Genomic DNA, 16,263 nt, shown 5'->3' on the forward strand with positions numbered 1-16,263 from the left:
CCCCCCGCCGGGGGGCTCTTTTTTGGGGGGGGGGTTGGTCCCCCCCCGCCCCCCCCCCCCCCCCCCCCACAACTCTGGGCGGAGGGCCGGGCCGCTACGCGCGCTTGCGCCCGTACAGCGAGATGACGACGAGGATGATGGCGCCGTAGATGAGCTGCTGCACGTTGGACCCGAGGTTCAGCACGGTCACGAGCGTGGCGACCTGGCCGAGCACCAGCGCGCCGCCGACGGTGCCGACCACCGACCCTCGCCCGCCGAAGATGGATGCGCCGCCCACGACGACCGCGGCGACGGAGGAGAGCAGGTAGCTGTCGCCCATGGTCGCGGAGGCCTGCTGGAAGTAGCCGACGATGACCATGCCGGCGAAGGCGGCGAGCATGCCGGAGATGACGTAGCCGGTGATGCGGATGCGGTCGACGGGCAGGCCGGCGAGCCTGGCCGTCTCGGGGGCCGCGCCGACGAGGAACAGGGAGCGCCCCCATCCGGTGTAGCTGAGGACCAGCTGCAGCACGACCATGAGGACGAGTCCGAGGGGGAGGACGGCGGCCATGGACAGCCCGAAGACGCTGATCTGCGCCGATGTGATGGCGGTGATGAAGTCGGGGATCTGCGTGAGCTCGGAGAAGTTGAACTGCAGCAGGATCACGCCGAACAGGAGGCCGTTCATGGCGATGGTCGTGACGATGGGGGTGAGCCCGAGCTTCGCGATGACGAGCCCGTTGAGGAGGCCGATGACGGCTCCCGCGAGCAGTGCTCCGATGAATGCGCCGAACGGGCCGAGGGGTCCGACCATCGCGAGGAACGACAGTGCGGAGAACGCGATCGTGTTGGGCACGGACAGGTCGATGCCCGCCTGGATGACGGCGAAGGTCTGCCCGAAGGACGCGATGGAGAGGATGATCGCGAAGGTCGCGGTGCCGATGAGCGATTCGATGGTGATGAGGTTGGGGCGGATGATGCCGCCGATGAGGAACAGCACGAGGAACGCGACGAGCGGCCACACGCTGCGGGGGACGCGAGCGAGCAGCGACTTGGACGGCGAGTACTCGACCTCGTGCTCGGCGCCGCCAGCCGCCCCCGGGCCGGTGCCCGAGTCTCCGGCGCCGGATGCCCCGGTGCCGCCGACTGCGGCCGGAACTGTTGCGGTCATGACCGTGCTCCCTTCCGAGCGAACGACACCTTGCGCCACACGACGGGGATGCCCACGACGGAGACGATGATGAGCGCCGAGATGACGTACTGCCAGTACGAGTTGATGCCTGCGAAGAAGAGCAGGTTGCCGATGAGCCCGAGGGTGATGCCGGCGAGGATGGTGCCGATGATGCTGCCGCGTCCGCCCGTGAAGCTGGCGCCGGCGAGGGCGACGGCGGCGATCGAGGAGAGCAGGTAGGGGTCGCCGCTTCGCGGGTCGCCGGTCATGGTGGAGCCGGCGAGCATGATGGCGCCCGTTGCGGTGAGGACGCCCGCGATGCCGAAGGCGGCGAGCTTCGTGAGGCGGGAGTTGAGGCCTGCCGCGCGGATGCTGTCCATGTTCGAGCCGACGCCGTAGATGTGCCGGCCGAGGGCGGTGCGCTGCAGGATGAACCAGAGCAGCACGGCGATGAGGGTGAGCCAGACGAGCGCCACGGGAACGAACGGGATGGCTTCGCCGCTGGTCGCGAGGTGGAACTCGGTGGTGATGTTCCCTCCAGGCCGGTCCATGACCTCGCGGGCGAGGGAGCCGAAGATGAAGGCGCTCGCGAGGGTGACGGCGATCGCGGGGAGTCCGCCGTAGGAGACGAGGAAGCCGTTGAAGAGGCCGCAGGCGAGTCCGGTCGCGAGCCCCATGAGCACCGCGATGGGGACGGGGACCAGCTCGGTCTGCGCCGCGAACACGACGTTCGAGAGGCTCATGATCGCGCCGATGGAGATGTCGATGCCGCCGACGAGCACGATGAGCAGCTGCCCGAGCGCGACGAACGCGAGCGGCACGACGAGGTTCGCGGCGGTCTGCAGCTGGAACCTCGTGAGCAGCTCCGGGTTGATGATGATGTAGACGATCAGGAACACGACGAACGCGGCTGCTGGCGCGAACGCGCCTTCGCGTCGAAGCCTGACGAGTCCCTGCCGCTTCGCGACGGCCCGGGTGACGGGGGCCGCCGGGGGCGGGGTGACGGTGGCGGTCATCTGCTGCTCCTCGTGGTGGTGTGTCGTGCCGCCTCTTCCAGCTCGGCGGCCGAGACGGTCTGGATGCTGCCCGTCGCGCCGACTGCGGCACCGACGATCGCATCCGCCGTCAGTCGTTCGCCCGCGAGTTCGTCGGTGACCTGCCCGTTGTAGAGCACGAGCACCCGGTGGCAGACGTGTACGAGCTCCTCGACCTCGGTCGAGAACCAGAGCACGCCGACGCCCTGCTTCGCGAGGTCGACGATCGCGCCGTACAGCTCCTGCTTGGCGCGCACGTCGATGCCGCGTGTGGGGTCGTGGAGCAGGATGACCGATCGGGAGCGGTTCATCCACCTGCCGAAGACGAGCTTCTGCTGGTTGCCGCCGGACAGTGAGCCTGCCGCTTCGAGCGGGCCGCGCGTGCGCACGGAGAGGGCGGCGAGTACGCCGTCGAGCCAGCCGCGCTCGCGGCGGAGGCGCGGCTTCCCGCCGAGCTGCCAGGCCTTGAACCAGGGGGCGAGGAGGTTCTCGCCGACACCGAGCTCGAGCGCGAGGCCTTCCTTCTTGCGGTCTTCCGGCACGTAGCCGAGGCCACGCCGCACGCCCCGCACGGGGGTGAGGCGGGAGACGGGGTCGCCGTCGATCGTCCACGAGTCGGCGGTGGCGGCGGATGCGCCGAACAGGGTGCGCAGGAGCTCGGCTTGGCCGTGCCCCGCGAGCCCGCCGATGCCGACGATCTCGCCGGCGCCGATCGTGAGGGAGATGCCGTGCACGCCCTCGGCGCGCAACCCCTCGACCTCGAGGACGTCGCCGTCGTCGGTGCGCGCTGGCGGGTCCGGGAAGAACCGTTCGGCCTTGCGGCCCGCCATGAGGGAGATGAGCTCGTCGTCGGTCCAGGAGCCGCGCGAGAACTCGCCGGCGAGGCCGCCGTCGCGCAGCACGATGCCGCGGTCGGCGATCTCGGCGATCTCGCCGAGGCGGTGCGACACGTAGATGACGCTGCCGCCACGCGCCGTGAGCTCGCGGATGCGCGCGAACAGCCACTCGACGCCGGGGGGAGTGAGCGCCGACGACGCCTCGTCGAGGATGAGCAGCTTGGGCTCGCCGGCGAAGGCGCGGGCGATTTCGACGAGCTGCCGGTTGGCGAGCGACAGGTCGGAGACCAGCGCTCGCGGGTCGATCTGCGACAGTTCTAGCGACTCGAGCAGTGTGCTCGCGGCCGTGATGGCTTTCTTCTGCGAGAAGCCGCGGAGCGGCGCCCCGTCGGGGAGGCTGAGGTTCTCGGCGACGGTCCACTCGGGGACGAGCGCGAGCTCCTGGAACGCGCAGCGCACGCCCGAGCGGCGCGAGAGGCGCACGCTGCCGGACGCGAGCGGTGCATCCTCGACCGTGATCGTGCCGGAGGTCGGGGTGACGGCGCCCGCCAGCATCTTCGCGACCGTGCTCTTGCCCGCGCCGTTCTCGCCCACGAGGGCCAGCACCTCGCCTGGGTGGCAGACGAAGCTCACCCCCTGCACGGCCTTGACCGGGCCGTAGCTCTTCACCAGGTCGGTGGCGACGAGGAGCGGCTCGATGCTCTGCGCCTGCCCGGTCGCTGTTGGCCTTGGCGCGGCGGCGGGGTGCACCGCGTCCGGTGCCGCCGCGCCCACTTCACTTGCATTCATGACTCGATGTGTCCTCGCTGATCGATGCGACTGGGAGCAGGTGGTGGCCCTGCCGAGCAGGGCCACCGGTGCCGGCTAGGAGCCGGAGTAGTACTCCATGACGTCCTCGAGCTTCAGGTCGAGGCCGGGGAAGTCGTAGCCCAGCTGGAAGTTCGCGGGGCGATCCTCGAGGCAGTAGTCGGCGGCGTTCTCGGTGGTGATCTCGAGCGGCGGGAAGAACTGCTCGCGCTCGATCTCCTCGCCGTCGAGGAGCTTCACGGCCTGCTCGAGGCCCTTGGCGTAGATCGCCGGCTGGCCGAAGATCATGTTGCCCGAGTAGCCCTCTGGCCCGTACTCGACGAGCGCGCACGCCTCGCCGTTGTAGCCGGAGCCTCCGACTGTCGGAACGAAGGGAACGCCCGCGGCCTTGTAGGCCTCAGCGACGCCCTGGCCGCCGGTCAGGAACGAGTAGACGCCGCCGATGTCGGGGTTGGAGCGGAGGATGTTCGCCATCGACTCCTGCGCGGTGGCCTCGTTCCAGCCGTTGGTGTCCTGCGCGACGACGGATGCGCCGCCGGCTTCGAGCGCCTCGATGACGCCGGGCATGGAACCCTCGTTGAGGGGGACGCCGGCGAGGCCCTCGAGCACCGCGACATCCTTGTTGTCGGTGAGGTTCTCGAGCAGCCACTCGGCGCCGATGGTTCCGGCGCTCGCCCAGTCGGTCGAGACCGTGTAGACGTCCTCGCTCTCGTAGGGGCCGCCGTTGGCGATGACGGGGATGCCCTGCGCGGTGGCCTGCGCGATGGCGGGGTCTGCGCCGCTGGAGGAGGCGGGGTCGAAGAGGATGAGGTCGACGCCGTCGGCGATGAGGTTCTGCATGGCGGCGTTCTGCTGGGCCGCGTCGTTGTCGTCGGTGCGGACGATCTTCAGCTCGACCTTGTCGACGTACTCGGGGGAGTTGGCGAGGGCCTGCAGCGAGGCGAGGCCCATCTCGCGCCAGGCCTGGCCGCCGAGGGGCTGCTGGAAGCCGATGACGAACTTGCCGTCCTCGCCGCCTGCGGAACCGCCGCCGCCTTCAGCTGGCGCGCTGGTGCATCCGGCGAGGAGGACCACGGCCGAGGCCGCGGCGACGAGTGCTGAACCCATCCTGAAGCGCGATGTGGGTCGACGAGAGTGCATGATTTCTCCTTTGAAATCTGGCGGGTGCTGCTGGCGATGGAGGTGTATGGGGTTGGCCGTCTGAGGGAGGTCAGGGGCTGATCGCCAGCTTGCTTCGTGACACTAGCCCAAAAATGGCAGCGCTACCAGTAGCGCTGCCAAATTGGGTCGGGATGGTGACCCGGAGCGGGTGGCCGTGCCTCGGAGGCCCGCGGCGGAGACCGCCACGCGGCTCTGCCAGTGCGCCACTCGGCTCTGCCGGTGCGCCACTCGGCTCTGCCGGTGCGCCACTCGGCTCTGCCAGTGCGCCACCCGCTCTGCCGGTGCGCCACGGGGCTCTGCTCGTGCGCCTCGCGGCTCTGCTCGTGCGCCTCGCGGCTCTGCCAGTGCGCCACTCGGCTCTGCCAGTGCGCACACCCGGCTCTGCCGGTGCGCCATCCGCTATGCCGGTGCGCACCCGCTCTGCCGGTGCGCACACCTGCGGCGAATGCATGGTCGTGCGGTCGGGGGCATGCATTTGTCATGGGTTTGTCGTTTGGCCGCGCGGCCCCATCGCTGCCAGCGAAGTGGCCCCTTTGGGGTTCCCATTCGGGCCATTTGGCTGGCTGCGATCAGCCGCGTCGTGGGGGTGGGGCCATTTGGCTGGCAGCGATGGGGCTGCGGGCTGCGGGCTGCGGACATCAACCTCACGCCCAACCTCGTCGCTCAGGAGTGCTGAGCGGCGCTGAGGAGTGCTGAGTAGTCTGGCCGCAACGAGGGGATGCGACGTGAGATCACGTGCTGGAATTTCAGGGGCCGTCGGCGCGCAGCTGCGGGAACGGCGCGACGAGACGCTTGCGCGGCGTGCGGTGCTGCTCGGTGGCGGAGCGGATGCGCCCGCCGAGCCGGGCGCGAAGCCCGGCAGCGCGGCATCCGCTGCCGAAGCGTCGGGCACGGAGACCGCGTCCGCTGGCGAGGCATGCGCTGCAGCATCCCGCCACGACTGGGTCGCGCAGCCGATGCACTCCGACGCAGCGATTCGAGCGCAGACGGGGCAGGGCTGGGATGACTGGATCGACGCGATCGACGCCGGTGTGGGGCGCGACGCCGCGCATCCGCAGATCGTCGAGTGGGTCATGGCCAACTCCGAGCAGAACGGCTGGTGGAGCCAGGGCATTGCGGTCAGCTTCGAGCGGATGACGGGCCGGCGCCTCGCCGGGCAGATGCCAGACGGCACGTTCACCGCCAACCGCTCGCGCACGCTTCCTGTTGACCGCGAGGTGCTTCGCTCGCTCATCGCCGACGACGAGAACCGGGATGCGCTGCTCGGCTTCGAGACGGAGTTCCGGTCGAAGGTCGCGTCGAAGACCTACAAGGTGCTGATTGCATGTGACGGGGAGTCGATCGGCGGGCTGCTGTTCACGTTCGACGCCCCCGCGGATGGCCGTACCAAGCTCGCCATCATGCACGAGAAGCTGCAGGTGCTCGACGAGATCGAGCTCTGGAAGGCCTATTGGGGCGATTGGCTCGACGCGCTCGAGGGGGCGCTGGTCTGACGCGGCCGTCCTCGGAACCGCCGCGCACGCGCGCCATCCGCCCGCAAACATGCGGCAGACGCATCTTCGTGACGTCGGAAAGATGCATTCGCCGTGCGGATGCACGCGCGGGTTGACGCTGGCGGCGTGCGCCAGCGACAGCACGGCGCAGCCCGCACCTCACGCGCCGAAGGGGAACGGCGGCGTATGCGCTTGGTACGACTCGATCCGGTCTGGATGCTCGCGGGCGATCAAGATGCGGCGCTCGTCTCCGGGGCTCGCGGGGTCGTAGATGACGGTGACCTGGTCGCCGAACCCGGGCAGTGAGTCCTCGTGGAACAGGCCCCATGGTGTGGTCCAGCGGGTCTGCCCGCGGTGGTCGGTGAACCGGATCGTCCAGCGGCTGACGACGCGCGCGCTCTCGCGCGGACGCTCGACGCCCTGCGTGACGACGCCGGATGTTCGCGTCCCGCTCGCGAACATCGTCTCGAACGTCGACTCCGTGCGACGGTCGCGCCGACCGCGGGCGACGCGCCGCCACACCGAGAGAGCGAGCAGGACGGTGAGCGCGACGGGCATCGCCCAGGGGAGAACGGTGAGCGTCCACGGTGAGTCGTCGACGACGGGAGTCCCGTCTTCATTCAGAAACAGGACGAGGGGTTTCACGCTCGTTCCGGCAATCAGGGCTGCGAGCGACGCCCACGCGCCAACCGCGGCGCCCGCGAACCAGATTGGCTGCCCGTCTGCCAGGGCGCGTGTGAAGTCCGACGCGCCGGTGTAGGTGCGACGCCCGGCGGCCTGCGCGATGAGGAATCCGAGCGACACGAAGATGCCCACCGGCATGAGCAGTGGCATGAGCGCGAGCACCGGGAAGCCGCTGCCGCGCTCGATCTGCTCGATCGCGAACAGCGAGCTGAGCCCGACGGCGGCGAGGAACCCGCCGACGGCGAGCCCCGCGTCGAGCGTCAGCAGCACTGCGAGCGCGCCTGGGCTGCCGACCCGGCGCGCCTTCACCGCGGCCCGTTGCGCGTGCGTCCGGGCCGGGTCGACGGTGCTCATGCGTAGTCCTCCGCTCGGTCCGGCGATGACCTCGAGACGAATATCCGCGAGGTGTCACCCGGACGTGCGGGGTCGAAGAGCACCCATACGCGCTGCCCCGGTTTGGGCGCCGTGCTCCAGTCGAAGGCATTGGTGCGCTTGACCCAGCGCTGCATGCCCCGCGCGTCGGCGTATGTGAAGCGCCACGACGCGATGGTGCGTGTGCCCGGCGAGATGTCCACCCCTTCGGTGACCGTGCCCGGCGTCGGGTGACCCGCCGCGAGCATCCGCCGCACCGCATCCACGCGCCGCGAGGACCGCCGTCGGAGCAGCCTGCACGTCACGAAGGCGACGACGGTGAGGGCTGCAGCGAGTGCCGGGAGCCACACGGGGAGCCAGTAGGAGGCCCACGCGGCGGACGACCAGGCGTCGACGGTGTCGAAGTGCTCGTCGAGCGTGGACCCGACACGCTGCGGCTGCGTCCACAGGCCCGCGAACGCGACGAGCCCGGTCGTCGTGCCCGCCAGCGCAATCGTGAACGGGTCGACGGGCGGCAGCGGACGCGGATCACCGATGAGGTTCGCGTAGACCAGGAAGTAGAGGGGGAGCGCGCCGAGAAGGAGGACGAACGCGGCGGGGAGTGCGTACCAGGCGTCGTTGATCCACGGCTCGGCATCGAGGTCGCGGATGCCGAGGGCCATCTGGCGACCCGAGTTGCGTTCCGCGATCAGCCCGAAGCCGAGCAGGGCACCGAACAGGAACAGCACGACGCCGACAGCCCAGAGCTGCGCGAGCGTCTGAGGACTGCCCACGCGGCGCGTCGCTCTCGCCCTTCGTGCTTGGACCGGGTCGATGGTGCTCATGGCTGGATAGTGACAGGCGGATGCGCCCCGCACCAGTCCCGGATGCTTCGACTTCGCCGCGCAGGTGCCCCGCGTCCCAGCGCACACCCCCGAGCGCGCCGATGCGGAACCCCCCCCGGGCGCCCCTCGCCCCCACCCTCCCCCTCCTCCCTCGCCCCACCCTCGCCCCACCCTCGCCACCCTCCCCCCCCATCCCGCCCCGGGAGTCGAAAGTGGACTTGTGGTTGTCAAACTTCGAGTTTGACGACCACAAGTCCACTTTGGAGATCTCGGCGCGGGCGGAGGGCCGGTTCGCGTCGTTACGGGGCGGGATGCGTGGCCGCGAGCGAGGGGCGCGCGGCGTCGGAGGCACGCAACCGCGCAGCTTGCACGTGCCGGCTACCGCGCGGCCCGCTCCGCATCCGCTGCCCCGTCGGCCCCAGCGACGAGGTCGTCGCCGGCCTCATCGGCGTCGGAGCCGCGAAGCTTCGCGATGCCGCTCATCAGGTGGTAGACGACGAGCGTCGCCACGGTGCCGAGGACGATGCCGCCGAACGTCACCTGGCCGCTGTTGATCGTGAAGTCGCCGATCGCGACGATCAGGCCGACGCCCGCCGTGAACTGGTTCGTGGGTGACGAGAAGTCGACCTTGTTCTCGAGCCAGATGCGCACGCCGATGATGCCGATCAGGCCGTAGAGGGCCGTCGTGATGCCGCCCAGCACGCCCGCCGGGACGCTCGCGATGAGCACACCCACCTTCGGGGAGAGGGCGAGGAGGATCGCGGCGATCGCGGCGACCCAGTAGGCGGCCGTCGAGTAGACGCGGGTCGCCGACATGACGCCGATGTTCTCGCCGTACGTGGTGGTGGGGGAGCCGCCGCCGAAGCCGGAGAGCACCGTCGCGAGGCCGTCGGCCAGCAGGGCCTGGCCGGCCATCGGGTCCAGGTTGCGGTTCGTGAGCTGCCCGACGCCCTTCACGTGGCCGACGTTCTCGGCGATGAGCGCGAGCACCACCGGCACGAACATCAGGTAGACGAGCAGGTGCTCAGCGGCGAAGACCGGGGCCGTGAAGGTGGGCAGGCCGATCCACGCGGCATCGTCGAGGCCCGCGAGGTCGACCTGGCCCATGAACGCAGCCACGATGTAGCCGACGATGACGCCGATGAGGATCGACAGCCGCCCGACCATGCCCTTGAACGCGACCGCGACGACGATGACCGTCAGCAGCGTCACCGACGCGACGAGCGGTGACGCCTCGAAGTTGTTCTTCGCCGCAGGGGCGAGGTTGAAGCCGATGAGCGCGACGATCGTGCCCGCGACGACAGGTGGCATGAGGAGGTTGATCCAGCGGGTGCCTGCGAGGTTCACGATGAGCCCGACCACGGCGAGCAGCGCGCCGACGACGATGATGCCGGCAAGTGCGACGCCCTGCCCGTCGGAGGCGACGGCCGCGAGGATCGGCGCGATGAACGCGAACGACGAGCCGAGGTAGCTGGGCACGCGGTTGCGGGTGATGAGCAGGAACAGCATCGTGCCGATGCCCGAGAACAGCAGCGTCGTCGACGGCGGGAAGCCCGTCAGCAGCGGAACGAGGAACGTCGCGCCGAACATCGCGACGACGTGCTGCGCGCCGAGTCCGATGGTGCGGGGCCAGGTCAGGCGCTCCTCGGGCAGCACGATCTCGCTTGCGGGGACGTTCTTTCCGTCTCCGTGCAGTTTCCAGGGCAGTGCCACGGCGGTCTCGCTTCCAGGTCGTTCGGCGGGGATGGGCCTGCGCGGGGATCGGCGCGTGACCTCTACGAGATTAGGGGATGCGGTGGTTGCCGTCGCGCGTCAACCAAGGTGACGTGGGAGTGAGATCCAGCTCGGTGGCGACGGCGATCCGGCTCACGTCACCCTGACTGTCGATGCCGCGCGTCACCCTGGCTGTCGAGCGGAACAGAGCGGCGCAGAAGAGGGGTGGGCGGCATCGGGTGCTCCGCGCGCTGGCTACGCTTGTTCCTGTACCGCGAGCAGCACGATCAGGGGAGCCGCATGAGCGACAGCCACGAGTCCGCAGTCGACGACGAGCAGGCGGAAGGCGGCGACGGCGGGCACGTTGCGACGCCAACGCGTGCGACGCAGGTCGCGCCGACGAGACGTGGCAGCGGGTCGACGTTCACGGAGCGCCTCGACACGTTCTTCGAGATCACGCACCGCGGCTCGAACGTGCCGCGCGAGATTCGCGGTGGCCTCGTCACGTTCATGACGATGGCGTACATCGTCATCCTGAACCCCCTGATCCTCGGCGGATTCTCGCAGGATCAGGCGACGCTCGACGTCGAGGGCGGCTGGCTGCAGGCGTCGCAGGTCGCCGCCGTCACTGGGCTCACGGCCGGCGTCATGACGATTCTGTTCGGTGTCATCGCGAACCTGCCGTTCGGTCTCGCGGCCGGCCTGGGCATCAACTCCTTCCTCGCCGTCAACGTCGTGCAGCAGGTCACCTGGGCCGAGGCCATGGGGCTTGTGGTCATCAACGGCCTGGTCATCGTCGTGCTGTCGGCGACCCGCCTGCGCGAGATGATCTTCCACGCCGTGCCGCCGCAGTTGAAGACGGCGATCACGGTGGGCATCGGCCTGTTCCTGGCGTTCATCGGGCTCGTGGATGCGGGCTTCGTCACGTCCTCGGGGAACGCGTCGCCGCCCGTGCAGCTCGGTGTGGGCGGTTCGGTGACGACGGTTCCGACGCTCATCTTCGTGGTCGGCCTGATCGTGATGGGGGTCCTCATGGCCCGTCGTGTGAAGGGCGCGCTGCTCATCGGCATCGTCGGCACGACCGTCGTCGCGGTGATCGTCGAGGCGGTCATGAAGCTCGGCCCGGCGTTCGAGAACGAGGGCGGATGGTCGCTCAACGTGCCGATGCTGCCCACGCAGATCGTCTCGGTGCCCGACCTCGGCCTCATCGGCGCGTTCGACTTCGGTGCGTTCGAGCGCATCGGCATCCTGGCCGGCGTCATGCTCGTCTTCACGCTGGTGTTCACGAACTTCTTCGACGCGGTCGGCTCGCTGACCGGGCTCACGCGTGAAGCGGGTCTGCAGGACAGGCAGGGCAACTTCCCTCGCCTCAAGTCGTCGCTGGTCGTCGAGGGCATCGGGGCGGTCGCGGGTGGCGCGACGTCGAGCTCGTCGAACACGATCTTCGTGGATTCAGCCGCCGGCGTCGGCGAGGGCGCCCGCACGGGGCTCGCGAGCGTCGTGACCGGTGTCATGTTCCTGCTGGCGATGTTCTTCACGCCGCTGACGCAGATCGTCCCGCTCGAGGTCGCGGCCGCAGCGCTGGTCGTCGTCGGTGTGCTCATGGTGTCGCAGGTGCGCGAGCTGAAGTGGGACGACTTCTCCGTCGCTCTCCCGGTGTTCCTGACGATCGTGATCATGCCGCTCACGTACTCGATCGCGAACGGCATCGGGGCGGGATTCATCTCGTGGGTGCTCGTGCAGACGCTGACGGGCAAGGCGCGCAAGGTGTCGCCGCTGCTGTGGATCGTCGCCGTCGGCTTCCTCATCTACTTCGCGCGCGGCCCCATCGAGGGCCTGTTCGCGTAGCCGTGACGGGGAGCCGCTGACCCGCGCGCTAGTACTGACCTGGGTACTGCCCGCCGCCGCCAGCGGGCCCGTATCCCTGGTTCGCCGTGTACGCGCCAGCCCCCGCGAGGCGCGCGTTGGCTTCTCGGACGAACTGCGGGATGAGGAAGAGGTCCACGATGACCCAGATCGCGACGCCGAGGATGAGGAGCAGGCCGATGCCGAGCCAGGACGTCGCGAAACCCACGAGGTAGAGCACGAGCTGCGTGATGGCGATGCCCGTGCGGCCGAGGTAGAAGTTGTGGATGCCGAGTCCGCCGAGGAAGATCGCGAGCACGTACGTGATGCCGACTTCCTTGCCCCCGCTGACCACGACCGTCTGCTGGTAGAGCACGGGCGCGTTGGCGGCTGGTGCCTGCGTGGGCGCGTAGTGCCCCCACTGGGCGCCGTCCCAGTATCGCTGCCGGCCCGTTGGGTCCGGGTACCAGCCGGCGGCGGGCGAGGACGGCCCGTGGTTCGTGTTGGACGAGCGGAAGGCGTCGTCTTCGGGCTGCGATGCGTACGGATCCGATGGAACGAGGCTCATCAGGCACTTCCCTGCTGTCGAGTGGATGCGTCACTCATGCTAGCGAGCGCCACCGACACTGCGCGGGCCTGTGGGTTTCGGGGGCCGAAGCGCGGCAGGGTCAGGGCGTCGGATGTGCGCCTGGTGCCGTGCGCAGGGCTCGCCGGACGAGCAGTCCTTCTGCGATGAGGAGTGCGCCCACGATCGCGGCACCGAGCAGGAACCACAGAGCGGGGCCGACGACGTCGCCAGATGCCCAGAGCAGCTCGCGGTCCTCGCTCTGCCATGGCCATAGGGCGCGGAGCGACCCGGCCATGATGCCCGTCATGAGGGCGAGGGTCACGCGGCGGTGCTTCGTGAGGAGCCACAGCAGCACCTGCACGAAGAGCGCGAGACCCGTGATGGCGCCGATCGCGAAGAGTGCGATGTAGCCGAAGTCGAGCGAGTTGAGGGCACGCAGCGTCGGCTCGTACATGCCCGTCGTGACGAGGACGAAGGATCCGGAGACGCCGGGCAGCACAAGCGCGCACACCGCCACGGCTGCGGAGACGAGGATGGCGATGGGGGATGGGTCGGCGTCGTTCGCAGACGGGAGTCCGGTCAGCACGAAGCTCAGGATGGCGGCGGGGACCGCGATCGCGTAGTCGCGCACCTGCCAGCGGGCGCCGAGCATCCGGGCCGGAACGATGAGCGACACGGCGATGAGCCCTGCGAAGAGCGCGCGGGATGCGATGGGGTGCGCCTCGACGAGGGGTGCGACGATGCGTGCGGCGACGACGATCGCGAGGAGCATCCCGATGCCGACCGGCATGACGACGCCCCAGCGCACCTGGGCGAAGTGCTCACGTGCGCGCTGCAGGCCTTGACCGCGCACGGTGTCGACTGCCGCGCGCACGACGCCGCGCACGAGGTGGCCAGCTGAGTCGATGAGGGTTTCGTAGACACCGATCAGCAGGGCGATGGTGCCGCCGCTGACGCCCGGGATGATCTCCGTCACGCCGATGAGCGCGCCTCGGAGGAGATTGACGAGGACGTTGAGCGCTGACAAACCGGCCCTTCTCGGGCGCCGGGGTCGGAGGTGGCGCCGGATGCGTGCGCGCAGGGGGAGGCGGCACAAAGCCCCTAGTCTGTCAGGCCGCATCCGCGGTCGCACCCGCGGGGCATCGCCGCCACCCGGCGTGAGGGCGACGAGGCGGGCGGCATTCACAGCGGATTCACGCAATCCACTGGCACTCAGCCCGGCCGGGTCTGGCGCGCGTACCGTGTCCGCCATGTCCTCCGAACCCAGCCTCGCAGAGGCTCAAACCCGTCGCGGACGTCTCCGCGGCGCGGCTCCCGCCGGCCTCGCTGGCATCGGTGCCGCGGCGCTCGGTGTCGGCCTCGGTGAGCTCGCGGCCGCGTTCCTGCAGACCACCGCGAGCCCGATCGTCGCGGTGGGTGCCCTGCTCATCGACCTCGCGCCGCCCTGGGCGAAGGACACGGCGATCGCGCTCTTCGGGACCGCCGACAAGATCGCGCTCATCGCGCTCGTCGCGGTCGTGCTGCTCGTCGTCGCGGCGATCGCCGGCGTGCTCGAACGAGCTCGTCCGCCGTGGGGCCGCGTGCTCATCGGGCTCATCGCCGCGATCGGCGCTGTGGCTGTAGCCACCCGTACCCCGTTCTCGCCCCTCGATACCGTGCCGCCGCTGCTCGCGATGGTGGTGGCTGTGCTGACGCTGCAGTTCCTCGCGAAGACGCTCGCCGATGCTGAGCAGCGGGCCCGCCAGCGCTCGAGGGAGTCGGCCGTCGCCGTCGCGCGAGGCTCAGCCGTCGGCGCGACAGGACGCGCGGCTGCGAGCGAGTCGGAGACGGAGGGGGCAGCGGGCGTCGAGGTCGAGTCGACCGCGACTCCGGCCGGTGTCGACCGCCGCCGCTTCCTCATCTACTCGGGGGCATCCCTCGTCGTCGGCGTGATCGCGGCTGCCTCGGGTGCCGCGCTCTCTGCCGGAACTCGCGCCGTCACGGCGGTCCGCGAGGCGATCGCCCTGCCGGCTGCCGCGGTGAAGGCGGCGGCCGTCCCCGCGGGCGCGCAGTTCGACATCCCGGGCCTCCCGCCTGTCGTCACGCCGAACGCCGACTTCTACCGCATCGACACGGCCCTCAGCGTGCCGCTCGTGAACCCTGAGGGCTGGTCGCTGCGCATCCACGGCCTCGTCGACAACGAGGTGACCATCACCTGGGACGAGCTGCTCGCCCTGCCGCTCGAGGAGAGCATCACGACCCTCATGTGCGTGTCCAACGAGGTCGGCGGCGGCCTCATCGGCAACGCGCTCTGGCTCGGCTACCCCCTCCGGGAGCTGCTCAAGCGTGCGGGTCCGCAGGCGGACGCCGACATGGTGCTCTCGAAGTCGGCCGACGGCTGGACCGCCAGCACCCCCATCGGGGCGCTCACCGACGACCGCAACGCGATCCTCGCGGTCGGCATGAACGGCGAACCGCTCCCCGCCGAGCACGGCTTCCCGGTGCGGATGGTCGTGCCAGGCCTGTACGGGTACGTGTCGGCGACGAAGTGGGTCGTCGACCTCGAGGTCACCCGCTTCGACCGGGTCAACGCGTACTGGACCGACCGCGGGTGGAGTGCCGAGGGGCCGATCAAGATCGGCTCGCGCATCGATGTGCCCAGCGCCGGAAGCCTGAACGCGGGTCCGACGACGATCGCCGGGTTCGCGTGGCAGCAGCACACGGGCATCGAAGCCGTTGAAGTCCAGATCGACGACGGCGAGTGGATGCCGACGGAGCTCGCCGCGCCCATCTCCGACGACACGTGGCTGCAGTGGAAGCTCGACTGGGACGCCCCCGCAGGCGAGCACTCCGTGCGCGTCCGCGCGACGTCGAGCGACGGCGAGGTGCAGACGGATGCGCGCGCCAATGTCGTTCCCGACGGCGCCACCGGCCATCACGAGATCACGGTCAACGTCACCGCGTAGGTCTCGGCGTCGGCGGGGCCCGCCCGCAGCTGCTCGCACCACACCTTCCTCCTCCACAAAGGTGTGGGAAGCGCAGCCCCGTTCCGGGATGAGCCTGCGTTTCCCAAAGATCTGCGCCGTGTCTCAGGCGGATGCACCGCGCAAGACCCCCCCCGATAGCCTGGCGGGGATGCCCCCACATTCCCCCGACGAGGCTCCCCGACCGTCGACCGTCCGCGATCTGCCGCGCGCCGCGTGGATCTCGGCGCGCGCATCCACCCCGAACGTGCCGCTGGCGGTGCTGTCGGTGCCGATCTACGCGTTCTCGATTCTGCCGATGACCCTTCGAGGTGGGCTCTACCTCGATGAGTCCCGCACCGGTACGGTGCTCTTCGCGCGGCGACGGCCGATCTTGGACGGGTTGGTCGTCGTGCTCGTCACGGCTGCGGCGTTTGTGCTCTGGGTGGCCTGCATCCTGCTGTTCGACACCATGCTCATGCTCCTGCTCGGGATGCTCGTCTACGCGGCGCTGCTCGTCGGCGCTGTCATCGCGCTGGTGCAGCCGGGCGGGACGACGCTCTCGGCGTCCGGCCCGGAGACGCCGAAGGGGGACCGCTGGATGGTCGCGGCCCTCGCGCAACTCCCGGGTACCCGCATGACCGCGGTGATGCTCGCGAGGCGCTTGATCGAGCACGCTCCGCCGGGCTCGGTCCTGGTTGCGGCCGCGGCGACGGATGCGCTGCTCGAGCGCTACGTGCGCGCCGGCTTCACGGCGGGGCGGGCACGGCGCGTCTATCGCCTCGTTCCCCCGCGGACGCAAAGAAACCCCGCCATGTAGAAGCTAGGCGGGGT

The 16,263-nt window shown here is 69.9% G+C and carries 13 protein-coding genes; 4 read left to right on the plus strand and 9 right to left on the minus strand.

All coding sequences use genetic code 11. The features are described 5' to 3' along the window. Window positions 1-94: 94 nt before the first annotated feature. The 4 genes from F8O03_RS01710 to F8O03_RS01725 all read right to left on the minus strand — a co-directional run bounded on the left by F8O03_RS01710 (window position 95) and on the right by F8O03_RS01725 (window position 4,967). Window positions 95-1,150: an ABC transporter permease gene (locus F8O03_RS01710; RefSeq protein WP_151422110.1), complete on the minus strand. Its 1,056-nt coding sequence runs from the start codon at window positions 1,148-1,150 to the stop codon at window positions 95-97. Next, window positions 1,147-2,166, minus strand: coding sequence for an ABC transporter permease (locus tag F8O03_RS01715; protein ID WP_151422111.1), 1,020 nt, complete (start codon window positions 2,164-2,166; stop codon window positions 1,147-1,149). The genes F8O03_RS01710 and F8O03_RS01715 overlap by 4 nt, the downstream gene beginning before the upstream one ends. Further along, entirely contained in the window at window positions 2,163-3,809 is a 1,647-nt protein-coding gene (locus F8O03_RS01720; protein ID WP_151422112.1) for a sugar ABC transporter ATP-binding protein, read from the minus strand. Before F8O03_RS01720 ends, F8O03_RS01715 begins: the two co-directional genes overlap by 4 nt. 75 nt (window positions 3,810-3,884) lie before the next feature. Next, complete coding sequence (locus F8O03_RS01725) at window positions 3,885-4,967, minus strand: substrate-binding domain-containing protein (RefSeq protein ID WP_151422113.1); 1,083 nt, start codon at window positions 4,965-4,967, stop codon at window positions 3,885-3,887. A gap of 746 nt (window positions 4,968-5,713) precedes the next feature. On the opposite strand from F8O03_RS01725, the gene F8O03_RS01730 reads away from it, so the two are divergent. Next, entirely contained in the window at window positions 5,714-6,481 is a 768-nt protein-coding gene (locus tag F8O03_RS01730; protein WP_151422114.1) for a hypothetical protein, read from the plus strand. Window positions 6,482-6,640: 159 nt separating this feature from the next. Here the strand turns inward: F8O03_RS01730 and F8O03_RS01735 are convergent, their stop codons facing one another. The 3 genes from F8O03_RS01735 to F8O03_RS01745 form a co-directional block, all read right to left on the minus strand. Beyond that, window positions 6,641-7,519 carry a DUF3592 domain-containing protein gene (locus tag F8O03_RS01735; protein ID WP_151422115.1) on the minus strand — a complete coding sequence of 293 codons (879 nt, stop codon included), beginning with the start codon at window positions 7,517-7,519 and terminating at the stop codon, window positions 6,641-6,643. After that, window positions 7,516-8,361, minus strand: a complete 846-nt coding sequence (locus tag F8O03_RS01740; RefSeq protein WP_151422116.1) for a DUF3592 domain-containing protein — start codon at window positions 8,359-8,361, stop codon at window positions 7,516-7,518. The genes F8O03_RS01735 and F8O03_RS01740 overlap by 4 nt, the downstream gene beginning before the upstream one ends. A 378-nt stretch (window positions 8,362-8,739) precedes the next feature. After that, a complete protein-coding gene (locus F8O03_RS01745; protein WP_151422117.1) occupies window positions 8,740-10,074 on the minus strand; it encodes a uracil-xanthine permease family protein in 1,335 nt (444 codons plus the stop codon). A gap of 300 nt (window positions 10,075-10,374) precedes the next feature. On the opposite strand from F8O03_RS01745, the gene F8O03_RS01750 reads away from it, so the two are divergent. Further along, on the plus strand, window positions 10,375-11,922 hold the full coding sequence (locus tag F8O03_RS01750) for an NCS2 family permease (protein WP_151422118.1): 1,548 nt from the start codon (window positions 10,375-10,377) through the stop codon (window positions 11,920-11,922). A gap of 28 nt (window positions 11,923-11,950) precedes the next feature. On the opposite strand, the gene F8O03_RS18325 is transcribed toward F8O03_RS01750, so the two are convergent. Beyond that, window positions 11,951-12,487, minus strand: coding sequence for an NINE protein (locus F8O03_RS18325; protein WP_151422119.1), 537 nt, complete (start codon window positions 12,485-12,487; stop codon window positions 11,951-11,953). A gap of 100 nt (window positions 12,488-12,587) precedes the next feature. Continuing rightward, window positions 12,588-13,514 carry a DUF368 domain-containing protein gene (locus F8O03_RS01760; protein WP_244295824.1) on the minus strand — a complete coding sequence of 309 codons (927 nt, stop codon included), beginning with the start codon at window positions 13,512-13,514 and terminating at the stop codon, window positions 12,588-12,590. Between the two features lie 223 nt (window positions 13,515-13,737). On the opposite strand from F8O03_RS01760, the gene F8O03_RS01765 reads away from it, so the two are divergent. Next, on the plus strand, window positions 13,738-15,432 hold the full coding sequence (locus tag F8O03_RS01765; RefSeq protein WP_151422120.1) for a molybdopterin-dependent oxidoreductase: 1,695 nt from the start codon (window positions 13,738-13,740) through the stop codon (window positions 15,430-15,432). 169 nt (window positions 15,433-15,601) lie between these two features. Continuing rightward, window positions 15,602-16,249, plus strand: a complete 648-nt coding sequence (locus F8O03_RS01770; RefSeq protein WP_151422121.1) for a hypothetical protein — start codon at window positions 15,602-15,604, stop codon at window positions 16,247-16,249. Window positions 16,250-16,263: the final 14 nt, after the last annotated feature.

This window comes from Pseudoclavibacter terrae (assembly GCF_008831075.1).
GTDB classification, from domain to species: Bacteria; Actinomycetota; Actinomycetes; order Actinomycetales; family Microbacteriaceae; genus Pseudoclavibacter; species Pseudoclavibacter terrae.